Source organism: Legionella donaldsonii (assembly GCF_900452385.1).
Classification (GTDB): Bacteria; Pseudomonadota; Gammaproteobacteria; order Legionellales; family Legionellaceae; genus Tatlockia; species Tatlockia donaldsonii.
In genome coordinates this window covers 2,058,074-2,070,070 of sequence record NZ_UGOA01000001.1, presented here as the reverse complement: position 1 = coordinate 2,070,070, position 11,997 = coordinate 2,058,074, and the positions used below count along the sequence as shown (strand labels likewise).

Here is an 11,997-nt window from a genome sequence, read left to right as displayed (position 1 = left end):
AAAATTTAGATGCTGTTAGTAGCGTTTTAAATTCGCAAAATAACTCTTATCAGGTATATAATCGTCTTCTATTTAGATCCGGAATAAAAATTATATGCAGGATAATTTGGTGCAAATCACCAATCTTACCTTTATACGAGGGTCTCGCCCTATTTTTGCTGGTGTGGATCTGACAGTTCAACGAGGCAAAATCACGGCAATTATGGGGCCGAGCGGCAGCGGTAAAACAACGTTGTTACGCTTGATTGGGGCACAATTGCAGCCAGAAGCTGGGGAAATTCTAGTAAATGGTGTTAATATTCATCAACTTTCGCGCAAGGCTTTGTATTTAGCCAGGCGAAAAATGGGATTATTGTTTCAAAGCAGTGCGCTTTTTACTCATTTGTCGGTTTTTGATAACGTTGCTTTTCCCTTGCGTGAACATACCAATTTGAACGCGGCAATGTTGCGGGACATTGTGTTGATGAAATTGGAGGCAGTGGGTTTACGAGGAGCTGCGCAGATGATGCCAGACGAGCTTTCTGGCGGTATGGCAAGGCGGGTAGCTTTGGCGAGAACAATTGCCTTGGATCCCGAGTTGATGATGTATGATGAACCGTTTACTGGCCAGGATCCGATTTCTATGGGTGTTCTTGTTCGATTAATTAAGCGATTAAATCAACTTTTACAGACAACCACTATTATTGTTTCCCATGATGTAGAAGAAACTTGTTCTATCGCTGACTACATTTACCTCATAGCAGGGGGCCAGGTCATTGGACATGGCACGCCTCTTGAATTAAAAAATTCTATGCAACCTCAAGTGAAGCAATTTATGCATGGCGAAGCTGATGGTGTAGTACCTTTTCATTATCCGGCACGTCCTTATACGGAGGAGTTGTTAAATGCTTGATATGCTTGAGCGCTTGGGGCAGCGTGGCGTAAATAATTTGCAAACAATTGGTAATTCAGGTGTTTTTTTATTAGGTATTTTCTTTAGAAAGGCGGATTTACCTCGGCTTTGGCCTGCATTGCGCGCACAACTTTATTTTGTTGGTGTTTTGTCATGTTTGATTATTGTTGTTTCCGCGCTTTTTATTGGCATGGTTATTGGCTTGCAGGGTTATAATACGCTGCAAAAATTTGGCGCAAGCAGCCAACTTGGCCAGCTTCTAGCCCTGAGTATAGCCAGAGAACTTGGACCGGTGATTAGTGCATTACTTTTTGCCGGACGGGCGGGATCTGCTTTGACTGCTGAAATTGGTTTGATGAAGGCAACAGAACAATTGGCAAGTATGGATATGATGGGTGTAGACCCATTGGGGCGTGTAATTTATCCGCGCTTTCTTGCAGGTCTTATTTCTCTGCCAGTATTGGCCCTGATTTTTTCTGCAGTTGCTATTTATGGCGGTTATTTTGTTGGTGTTCAGTGGTTAGGCGTTGATGCGGGTAGTTTTTGGTCTAATATGCAGGCAGCAGTTAATTTTCGCATCGATGTGTTCAGTGGCATTATTAAAAGTATTGTGTTCGCTTTTGTAGTCGTATGGATAGCGGTGTTTCAAGGGTTTAATTGTATTGCTACAGCGGAAGGCATCAGTCAAGCAACAACACGTACAGTGGTTTATTCGTCAGTCGCAGTGCTTGGACTTGATTTTCTTTTGACAGCGATAATGATTGGAGGTTGGTAAATGAATAAGAATAATAGGCAACGCTATGTCGATATCAGCGTAGGAATTTTTATGCTCTTAGGGATGTTTGCCTTATTTATTCTCGTAATGAAAGTTAGTGGTATTTCTAATTTAGCATCGAGCAAAGGCTATCATGTAACCGCGGAATTTACTGATATAGGTGGCCTTAAGGTGAGAGCGCCGGTCACAGTTGCTGGTGTGCGCATCGGTGAAGTGACTCATATCGAATTACAGCCCGGTGAATTGAATGCTAAGGTAACCATGTTATTGCGAAATGATAAGCCAATACCCTTTGAAGATTCATCAGCACGGATTTTGACTGAGGGTTTAATTGGTTCTAACTACATTAGTATCGTCCCTGGTTTTGATGATGAGGAAAATAAGGAACATCCTTATTTGCGAGAAGGCGACGTTATTGCAAAAACACAAGAAGCTGTCATTCTTGAAAATCTAATTGGTCAGCTTTTGTTTAATATTAAAAAATAGGTGAATTATGAATGTAATAAAAACAATTGTTTTAGTTGCCTCGTTAGCCATCTCCCAAATCCTGTGGGCACAATCATCTCCTTTACCTATGCTTGAAGATACTGCTAATCAAATTATTGATACCCTCAAGCAAAATAAGGCGAGTTTAAAAGATAATCCCCAAGTGATTCATCAAGCTGTCCAACGCTATTTATTACCTAACGTTGATGTTAATGGTATGTCGCGTTCGGTGCTGGGTCGTCAAGCTTGGAGTAAAGCTTCTGCTGGCGAGAGGAAGCAATTTGCTACTGCATTTACGCAATTGGTTATTCGCACTTATGCAAGTCCTTTAGCTGAATATACAGATGAAACAGTAAAATTTCTCCCTATAAGAGGTTCTTTATCAAGTCGCTTTCTTCGTGTAAACAGTGTGATTGTCCGTTCAAACGGACAAAATATTCCACTCAGTTATAGTCTGGTGTCTAAAAATGGGACGTGGAAGATCTATGATTTAAGTGTAGAGGGAGTCAGTTTATTACAAAGTTTCCGCTCACAATTTGCTGAAGCTTTACGAAGTTCAAGCATGCAAGATTTAATTAAACAAATGAATCAACGTAGTACTGTTAAAAAGGCGGCTTAAGTGCAAACACAACCTTTTAAACCTTCGTCAGAAATGACATTTTCTACGGTGCAAACGGATTGCAAGCGCTTATATAAATATTGCCGGGAAAATGAAGAGGCTATTTTAAAGATTGATTTAAGCAAAGTGATTCACTGTGATAGTGCAGGCCTTGCTTTATTGATTGAAGCCAAAAGGCTTTGTAGAGAGAAAAACAAAATTTGCAAAATGGAAGGCATGCCAAAAGTTATTCAGGTTTTGGCCGAGTTTTGTGGAGTTAACGGGATATTGGTACCGTAGCTAAGGGCTAAATTTCGCTAGCTTGGGTGTTTATGGCTTGGTATTCGAGTATCGTTGCGGAGCACGCACGCGAGTATGTGGGCAGCGAAGCGCAGAAAATCAAGAGTAAGTACCTGGATAGTAGAAATGTAACAGGCCCTTGTAGTAAAGAATATGCAGAGTGAGATAGTTGTATGGTAAGTAATGAAGAGTTGGAGCGTCGTCTTGCAGAAACAGGCGAGGTTGATTTTGTTAAGGTTGAAGGGGATGGTTATCATTATCAGTTAACTATCGTTTCTAACGCATTCCTCGACAAATCAAAGGTAGCAAGACAGCAATGGGTTTATTCAAAGCTGAAAGATTATATTACGACCGGCAGTCTGCATGCGCTTAGTATGAAGACTTGGACAAAGGAAGAGTGGGAGACAAGTCATGGATAAGTTAATAATAAATGGCGGTAAAGCTTTAAATGGCGAAGTCATGATCTCTGGTGCAAAAAATTCGGCTTTACCAATTATGGCTGCAACACTCCTTGCTACCGATAATGTGACGATCGCTAACGTGCCTCATCTTCGAGATGTCACTACAATGATGGAACTCTTGGGGCAATTGGGCGCACAATTAACTGTTGATGAAAAAATGAATGTGCAAGTGGATGCTTCGCATGTTGATAGTTATGTTGCACCTTATGAGTTAGTGAAAACCATGCGTGCCTCTATTTTAGTACTAGGCCCTCTATTGGCTCGTTTTGGCCAAGCCGATGTTTCACTGCCGGGTGGCTGTGCAATTGGTACTCGTCCAGTGGATTTACATCTTAAGGCACTTAAAGCAATGGGTGCTGATATTTCTGTGAAAAATGGTTACATCAAGGCGCGTTGTAAAAAGGGGCGTTTACAGGGTAAGCCTTTGGTTTTTGATACGGTGACTGTAACAGGCACTGAAAATGTTCTTATGGCGGCTGTTCTTGCAGAAGGTAAAACGCTCATTAAAAACGCGGCTCGTGAACCAGAGGTTGTTGATTTAGCGAATTTCCTGACTCAAATGGGAGCAAAAATTTCTGGCGCTGGTACGGCAACTATTGAAGTAGAAGGGGTAAGCTCACTCACTGGCGGTCGATATGCCGTTATGCCTGATCGTATTGAAGCAGGGACCTATCTTACTGCTGGTGCACTGACACGCGGTAGAGTCACTGTACGTCGTGTAAAACCAGATAATTTATTGTCCATGCTTTGTAAATTTGAAGAAGCAGGTGCTGAATTGGCGATAGGGGAAGATTGGGTGACTTTGAATATGCATGGTTTGCGTCCTCAGGCGGTTAATATATCCACGGCTCCTTATCCAGCTTTTCCTACTGATATGCAAGCGCAATTCATGGCTTTGAATACCATTGCTGAAGGTTCCTCTTCAGTGATTGAGAATATCTTCGAAAATCGTTTTATGCATGTACAGGAATTGCAGCGTATGGGAGCTCAAATTCATTTAAATGGCAATACAGCAATGGTTACTGGCGTAGAAAAATTAACCGGCGCTCCAGTTATGGCTACTGATCTACGCGCTTCCGCAAGTCTTATTTTAGCCGGCTTGGCCGCGGAAGGAGAAACCAGTGTTGAGCGTATTTACCACGTCGACAGGGGCTATGAGCGTATTGAAGAAAAACTATCGATGTTAGGCGCTGATATCAAGAGGGTTTCAGTGCGGTGATCGCTCGTAATGACTTGGCTTCTTATCTGCACACTCTATTAGCTTGCGCCAATTTTAATGATTATGCGCCTAATGGTGTGCAGATCGAAGGGACTGATAAGATCACTCGGATTTGTTCGGCTGTTACAGCATCAGCTGATGTTATTGAACAGGCAGTGAAGATGCAAGCGGATGCTTTGTTTGTACATCACGGTTATTTCTGGCGGGGTGAAGACGCAGTGATAACTGGTATTAAGCGCCAGCGTGTTGCTCAATTACTCACTAATAATATAAGCTTGTTTGCTTACCACTTACCACTTGATTGTCATCCGGAATTGGGTAATAACGCTTGCTTGGCAAGGCTTTTTGATTTTAATGCAATCACCATGCACCAAGCTGGTAAAACGCCCAATTTACTATGGTCTGGTTCATTAAAACAGGGTAAAACTGCCAAAGAATTCTCAATTCAATTACAGGAAAAATTAGGCAGAGAACCTTTGCATGTGCAAGCTGGGGATAACATTATTCAACGTATAGCCTGGTGCAGTGGGGCAGCGCAGGATTTTATAGAAGAAGCTTATGCTCTTGGGGTTGACGCTTATTTCAGTGGTGAAATTTCCGAGCGCACCTATTATCAAGCACAAGAATTAGGGATTCATTATTTTGCCTGTGGTCATCATGCGACTGAGCGTTATGGTATTCAAGCGCTGGGTAGACATCTGTCCGAGCATTTTAAGTTGCAACATCATTTTATTGACAGTTCTAATCCTGTTTAGAATAAGAACACTAACAGTGTTTAGCGCATTGATAATGCAAAAATTCCAAAAAATAAAATAATAATTCCAGAGACACGATTGATATAGCTCATCACTTTAGGGCTAAGGCGATGGCGTAATTTAAACGCTACGAAACTACTGAGTAATAACCACCAAAGTGCTGAACCGAGCGTTATTCCTGAGACTAATAGAAAGGCATGTATAAAGTCAGTGGCTGTACTGCCTAAACCTAAACCTGCAAATATAGCCATAAAGGATAAAATTGTTGCTGGATTTGTTAAGGTCAATAAAAAAGTGGTAGCAAAGGCATTCCAAAGGGATCGTTCTTCATCTCGAGTTGCTCGTGCTTTGGGATTTGCCAGAAAAAGTGTGATTCCAAAATAAAGCAAAAATAAGCCACCTATCAAGCGTATCCAAAATTGTTGGGTAAGCAAAAAAGAAGAGAGTGCCGTTAAACCAAATCCAGCAATTATTCCATAGACGCTATCAGCTAGCGCTGCACCCAAACCACTCATAAGTCCGATTTGGAAACCATTATGCAGAGAACGTTGTATACACAATATACCGATTGGACCAACAGGTGCCGCAATTGCAATACCAACAATTAATCCTTTGAGAAAAAGAGTAATCATTTAACTCCTTAAACCAGTAGAGCTCTAATGGAGTGAGATTAAACGATAAGTCTACCATTTCCAAATTTGGAGAACTTGATTTCTTACTGCTGTAAAAAGCCAATAATATGATTTGTAAAGCTTGTGATGGTGTGTTAATTATATTTTTAATTAGGAACTTACTAATTAATTACGAAGAAGGAAGCCGCTATGGATGGGTGCATTGGTAAACATATGAAATTCAAAAGATCATTGGCCTCATTAACCATTGTCTTGTCGTTTGGTTTGGCAGGTTCTTTGTTTGCTGCAAGTGGACAATTAATATTAATCAATTCGCTTGGAGTGGTTGTTAATGGAAGTCTAGGTGGTTCGGCTTCGAATATTAAAGTACAAGTCAGTGATTCTTCAGGAATTTGCTCAACAACTTCTTCTTTGGCTTATGGTGGAGTAGTCGTTGTACCATGGAATAGCGCAAATACCCATTCGACAACCAAGTGTACAAATATAGTTAGTGTAGATGTCTCTGCTTTGAAAACAGCGAGTGGTGTTATTCAATATGACAGTACTGCCAATCCCGCACCACCACCACTAGCTACTGCACCAACTACTTTTATTGCTCCAACAGCTGCAGCGGCCAACATAGCACTTATTATTACAGGAAATGCCTCACCAGCAATGATTAACAGTGCAACCTCTTGGGGCTCAGCAGCAGGAATTCCACCTGTTTACCTCACCTCAAATGGAAGTATTTCAGTGACTGGTGTGATGGGGGGGGTAGGTATGCAAGGCATAAAAGCTGCAGCACGTATGCTGCGTTATGGGGTGAGGCCTGCAGCCTAAATTCTCTAGTGCCTGCGAGGCGATTTTGTCATTTCCACGCAGGAAGTCTCCTTCTCAAATTGCTTCCTCACTATGTTTACGCCATGTCTTCCCGCTTCACGGGAGGACATCTGTAAATCAAATTAGCCAAATAGATCGATATTTCTCAGTGAGTTGGCGCCGCAGGCAATGGGTTACGCTATTTTATTTTTAATATAAACTCCTGCTGGCTTTAAATTGTTATCTCCCCAGGAACCGTTTGTACAGCTATTCGTTTTCCAAATAGCTCCAGAACGAAAATCGTCAGAATAATTCCAGTTTGTCCAACCAATTTTTCTTGTTGCCATAAGCTGTATATAGCGATCAGACATGACAAAATCATTTGCTCCATCACCGCTGTAGGTTTGTGTACCAAACTCAGTTACAAAGATAGGGAGTACTTGAGAAGCATTATCCAAAGCGCTTAAATACTCCTCTCTGTGGGAGGCAGCATAAAAATGGAAGGTGTACATAATATTTGTAAATTGGACAGGATTGTTAACAATTTCCTGATAAGTACTACCTTCAGAGACACCGAGTGAGCTCCAACCCCGGGTGCCAATAAGAATTGGAGCATTGGCATCAATTTCCCGGATTACAGGAATCAGTTGATCAGCATAGTTCTTTATTGCTGCCCAACTTACTCCATTGGGTTCATTTGCAATTTCATAGAGAATATTCTTTTTATCTTTGTGAACTGTAGCAATATCGGTGAAGAATTTTTTAGCGCGAATTAAATTGTAGTTTGGATCACCAGGATTCAAGATATGCCAATCAACGATGACATAAATTCCTCGCTCATAAGCTTCATTAATTAACTCACTTACCTGTTGAGTAAAGGCTGTAGGATTGCTCTCATACCCACCTTCCTGGACATAAAGAGAAAGTCTTATAACATTGGCTTTAAAATTCTTGCTCAATACATTTAAAGAGGCTTCAGTTATACAAGAACCAAGACCGTACCATTGAAGGCCATGAGTGCTCATTCCTTTTAATTGAATCGCGTTTCCTTGCTCATTGCAAAGCTGAGTGCCACACACTTTTAATTGTCCATTGATTGCAAGTGGAGTTTCCGCATTCTCAGGACTGAAGCTAATTGTTACTACAGCATTGGCAGAGGCTGTCAAAGGTTGTGGTGAAAAATGAATTGAAAAACCATCTACAGCCTGCGAGGAAAGAGTATAAATTACTCCTTCTGGTAGTATGACAGTCGCTGAGCCGTTGCCGTTATTTAAATCTATCGTTTGCGACATGACCGTAGAATTATCATGAGGTGTCAGATTGATTTTTAGCGCTGTTAAATTGGCTGGAGCGCCTGTAACATTTAAGGTGACGGAATCCTGAATAATCTGGGTACATTGATAAGTTAAAGTAGTCGCAGGAAGGCTTGTTGTACTGGCAACTAAACTAGTAGGCGTAAAGATTGGAGCGCAATGCTGGCCGTTATAATTAATTGCTGTTGTTGAGAACTGATAAGCAGCACCTGCCTGTAATTGAGGAATTGTGGTGAGGCTGTCCCAATTCAATGAGCGCGTTATTGAATTCCCTGTTTGATTTTGCGTGATTAAGACCGATGGATTACTGGTGTAGCCTGTTAATTTATCAGGCAAGGTTTGTAAATTAATCGCAATTTTACCCTCTTGTTGAGTCAAATTATAAGTAATCGTTGAATTAATTGTTTGATCTTTTTCTAATGTAAAAGTATGAGGCAGTACATTGCCTTGGTAACTATGGCCATTACTGTCAGATACATTTTCAGCTGCAACACTATAAGCTCCTATGGGCAATTCGGATAAAGTGAGTGTGGAGGCCCAAGGCAATTGAACGTTATTGATTATCTGACCATCGTGAAATAAGTGAATTAGGGCATGATCCTGCGAAACACCAATTGGTTTCGGTGATGCATTTTGTAGCACTAATGAGCCTGTTTCGACGGGGGTTTGTAAATAAACGTTTACACTCCCCGCAAGATGATTATCTGCACTAACACCATATCTAATTTGGATAGAATCATTAGGAGGTAGTTTGGAGTTTGCGCCTGGATAAGATGGAAAATGCAAATTTAAAGTGGCTAAATAATTTCCATTAGTTTGATGTTGCGAAGAAATAGTTAACGAGCTATCCGGATAAGATAACGGTGCAAAATCTCCCCAGAATGACGTATTAATTGTTGTTGTACTTTCAAAGGAAATCGTGGCGTTTTGAAAGTTTACCGTTTTATTACAGTTATTGGTTAGTCTTAAAATCATTGATTTCCAGTACTGATCGCCCGTCGCAGTGAATTGCGATGATAGACAGGTAGTTGGTTGCGCGACTAAAGGTGTTTGCAATGGTTGTGCTGCGACTGCTTGGGCTATAAGTACGAATAAGCCGATAACTAAATGTTTTTTCAAGATATTGCTTCCTTTCAATTTAAGCCAATAAATCTGTAATGAAAACGAACATCCGTTTTGCTTTAGCGTAAGGAATTTATACTTATTTTTGTTTAAAGTAAAACTTGGATAAAATAGTCTCTAATCAGTTATAAATTTTGTCAGGATGCATAACAATTATGTTTGATTTTAATGATCTTGAGTTTGCTCACGGTAAACCACAGGCAACAGGAACTATGAAAACCTCAGCAGAGGATTTTAAAGTAGATGAAGAGCTTGGCTTTGAGTTAAGCGGTCAAGGCGAGCATCTTTATTTGCGTATTGAAAAAAAAGGTTTGAATACGGAAGAGGTAGTTAAGGCTTTAGCACGTACTTTAGGCAAATCCGAAAAAAATATTTCTTATGCAGGCTTAAAGGATCGCCAGGCTTTAACAACACAATGGCTTTGTGTTCACTGTCCTGGTGAAGAAATTATTTCGCCTGACTTACTTGCCGGAGAAGGATGGCGGGTTATTGAAAACAAGCGTCATTTAAAAAAATTAAAAATAGGTGCACTTGAGGCAAATCGTTTTAATTTGATTTTGCGTGATATTAAAGAATATGAGGAGGTGGAAAACCGCCTTGAGCAAATTCGATGTGTGGGGGTGCCAAATTATTTTGGTGCTCAGCGATTTGGCTATGAGGGGCAAAATCTTGTTAAAGCAGAAGCTTTTTTTAGTGGCCATATCAAAGTAAAAAATCGATTTTTACGCGGGATTTATTATTCAGCAGCGAGAGCCTTTTTATTTAACCAAATTCTTTCAGCTCGCGTTAAAGCAGCAACCTGGAATACTGCTTTACCTGGTGATGTCATGCAATTAACGGGCAAGAACAGTATTTTTACCATCGAGGCTCCAGACGAGCTCATACAAACCAGAGTGGAAGACTTTGATCTTTCACCAGCCGCCCCTTTATGGGGGAAAGGCCAAGAACGGGTTGGAGGCGATGCTTTAACTCAACAAGAGCAGGTATTAGACAGGTATAAATTTTGGTGTGAGGCATTGGAGTCTCATGGATTAGAACGTGCATATCGACCTTTAGTATTGCCAATAGAAGATTTGATGTGGAGCTGGCAGGATAATCAATTGAATTTAAGTTTTAGATTAACTTCTGGTAGTTATGCAACCAGTGTGGTACGTGAGTTAATACAATTGAATACTTAACCAACGTTATTTTAACTATAACGTCTTTGATTCGATCCGCTCTGTCGAAGTGACGGGTACATCCGTTTCGCATTCAGTAAGCAAGGGAAGTCTAGTATGCTTACCATCGATAGTTACGATGACCTCCGCTTCTCCTATTTCAAATTCACCCGTTTTACATTGAGTAAGATGTTCTTTGTGTTCAAGTGTTAGTTGTGCTGGCATGTGACTGAGATTAACCAGCATTAAATCGATACCGTCTTGAATAAGATGCCCGTCAACTAATGAGATGCCGCTTAATTTCTCCCCTGATTTAGAATGATGATACAAAGTGGTGATCCCGCAGACTGCCTCACCAATGAGTTGGCAACTTATGTCAAGCGGTATACCAATACCAAAACCAACACCTTCCCCAACTATCTTCAGTGATTTCCCCATTACAAAGGCTAGGGAGAGGCCGCAAAAGGTATCAAGAATACGGCTGGCAACTGCAGGTACTAGAACAATCATACAAACACTGGCGGAGGATCCCACTGCTAAATAAACACCACCACCTAATACGGCTGTTAAAGCATAGCGGACAGGTGGTATATGGCTAATCGTATCGCCCATGACATAGCCTACACTCCAACCTAATATTTGTAAGGGCTGGGCAATTAAGGGTCTCAGGAGTGATGTAATAGGATAGTTCTTTACTTGCTTTTTATCTAATAAGGCACATTGATCTTTAGTAAATTCCAGGAACTCATGCCATTCCAGCTCTGTAAAAGGAGAATTAGTTCTGGTATTGATAGCTTTTAACGGTCCATTAGTTTCCAAATAGCGTTTGGTTGCTAATAAGCAAGTGGCTCGAGTTTTTTCATCAACAAGATTAATAGGGCTTATCTCTGCTGCTTCATCAAGAAGCTGGCTTAAAATAGGTGGAGGGAAATAATTGCTATTAGTTTTGGATTTAATATAGAAGCAGGCTGTCATGAGTACGTGCAAGGCTGTTAAAAAACTCTGGATTACCTCCTCAGGTTTCGTGAGACTCTCCCAGTTTTTACGCAAAGCAGTCAGCAATCCTTTTATAAAGCCAATTTGCTGCCTGCGGGTCGCGATATCTTTGGCACCAAAAAAACAACTGATTGCATAAGGTTGTGGTGATTTTTCTAAATCTTTCCCAGAACGAATTTCATAATCTCTATCTAAACTGTCTAGTTTGCTAAGAAATTTTGCAACAGGAAGGACAAAGCCCATACACACCTCACATCCATGCTAATTTAATATCCTATTTTTCTATATTACCTACTCCTTGATTAAATGCAATCTTACCTGACTAAATTTTATGTTTATGAAGTATATGCGTTTAAATGCCCATTTGATCCTCATTACTATACAAAAAATTCCATCAAGGCATAATTGTTTAAAATCATTTGTGAAGAAATGCAAAGTTAATTAACCTATTGAAAAACTGATGATATAGTTAACAATTAACATTGCACAAAGC

The 11,997-nt window shown here is 40.5% G+C and carries 13 protein-coding genes; 10 read left to right on the top strand and 3 right to left on the bottom strand.

What is annotated here, in order from left to right:
* The first annotated feature begins 94 nt into the window (after positions 1 to 94).
* From DYC89_RS09480 to DYC89_RS09445, 8 genes are all read left to right on the top strand, one after another.
* Positions 95 to 892, top strand: a complete 798-nt coding sequence (locus tag DYC89_RS09480) for an ATP-binding cassette domain-containing protein (protein ID WP_115221560.1) — start codon at positions 95 to 97, stop codon at positions 890 to 892.
* Positions 885 to 1,667, top strand: a complete 783-nt coding sequence (gene mlaE / locus DYC89_RS09475) for a lipid asymmetry maintenance ABC transporter permease subunit MlaE (RefSeq protein WP_058443372.1) — start codon at positions 885 to 887, stop codon at positions 1,665 to 1,667. Before DYC89_RS09480 ends, mlaE begins: the two co-directional genes overlap by 8 nt.
* Positions 1,668 to 2,153, top strand: coding sequence for an outer membrane lipid asymmetry maintenance protein MlaD (gene mlaD / locus DYC89_RS09470; RefSeq protein ID WP_058443373.1), 486 nt, complete (start codon positions 1,668 to 1,670; stop codon positions 2,151 to 2,153).
* 7 nt (positions 2,154 to 2,160) lie between these two features.
* A complete protein-coding gene (locus DYC89_RS09465) occupies positions 2,161 to 2,772 on the top strand; it encodes an MlaC/ttg2D family ABC transporter substrate-binding protein (RefSeq protein WP_115221559.1) in 612 nt (203 codons plus the stop codon).
* Positions 2,773 to 3,051 (top strand): STAS domain-containing protein, encoded by a 279-nt coding sequence (locus tag DYC89_RS09460; protein WP_115221558.1) that lies wholly within the window; start codon positions 2,773 to 2,775, stop codon positions 3,049 to 3,051. It abuts the gene before it with no gap.
* 173 nt (positions 3,052 to 3,224) lie between these two features.
* Positions 3,225 to 3,470, top strand: coding sequence for a BolA family protein (locus tag DYC89_RS09455; protein WP_058443375.1), 246 nt, complete (start codon positions 3,225 to 3,227; stop codon positions 3,468 to 3,470).
* On the top strand, positions 3,463 to 4,731 hold the full coding sequence (gene murA / locus DYC89_RS09450; protein WP_115221557.1) for a UDP-N-acetylglucosamine 1-carboxyvinyltransferase: 1,269 nt from the start codon (positions 3,463 to 3,465) through the stop codon (positions 4,729 to 4,731). Before DYC89_RS09455 ends, murA begins: the two co-directional genes overlap by 8 nt.
* Positions 4,728 to 5,486: a Nif3-like dinuclear metal center hexameric protein gene (locus DYC89_RS09445; protein ID WP_115221556.1), complete on the top strand. Its 759-nt coding sequence runs from the start codon at positions 4,728 to 4,730 to the stop codon at positions 5,484 to 5,486. Before murA ends, DYC89_RS09445 begins: the two co-directional genes overlap by 4 nt.
* 20 nt (positions 5,487 to 5,506) lie before the next feature.
* Here DYC89_RS09445 and DYC89_RS09440 read toward each other — a convergent pair whose 3' ends face one another.
* Positions 5,507 to 6,118 (bottom strand): LysE family translocator, encoded by a 612-nt coding sequence (locus DYC89_RS09440; protein ID WP_115221555.1) that lies wholly within the window; start codon positions 6,116 to 6,118, stop codon positions 5,507 to 5,509.
* A 213-nt stretch (positions 6,119 to 6,331) separates the two neighbouring features.
* Between DYC89_RS09440 and DYC89_RS09435 the strand changes: the two genes are divergently transcribed.
* Positions 6,332 to 6,937, top strand: a complete 606-nt coding sequence (locus DYC89_RS09435; RefSeq protein ID WP_181879364.1) for a hypothetical protein — start codon at positions 6,332 to 6,334, stop codon at positions 6,935 to 6,937.
* Between the two features lie 173 nt (positions 6,938 to 7,110).
* Here the strand turns inward: DYC89_RS09435 and DYC89_RS16695 are convergent, their stop codons facing one another.
* On the bottom strand, positions 7,111 to 9,348 hold the full coding sequence (locus tag DYC89_RS16695; RefSeq protein WP_245953974.1) for a glycoside hydrolase family 5 protein: 2,238 nt from the start codon (positions 9,346 to 9,348) through the stop codon (positions 7,111 to 7,113).
* Positions 9,349 to 9,506: 158 nt separating this feature from the next.
* Between DYC89_RS16695 and truD the strand changes: the two genes are divergently transcribed.
* On the top strand, positions 9,507 to 10,529 hold the full coding sequence (gene truD / locus DYC89_RS09425) for a tRNA pseudouridine(13) synthase TruD (RefSeq protein WP_115221553.1): 1,023 nt from the start codon (positions 9,507 to 9,509) through the stop codon (positions 10,527 to 10,529).
* Positions 10,530 to 10,544: 15 nt separating this feature from the next.
* Here truD and DYC89_RS09420 read toward each other — a convergent pair whose 3' ends face one another.
* On the bottom strand, positions 10,545 to 11,747 hold the full coding sequence (locus DYC89_RS09420; protein ID WP_115221552.1) for a hypothetical protein: 1,203 nt from the start codon (positions 11,745 to 11,747) through the stop codon (positions 10,545 to 10,547).
* Between the last annotated feature and the right edge of the window lie 250 nt (positions 11,748 to 11,997).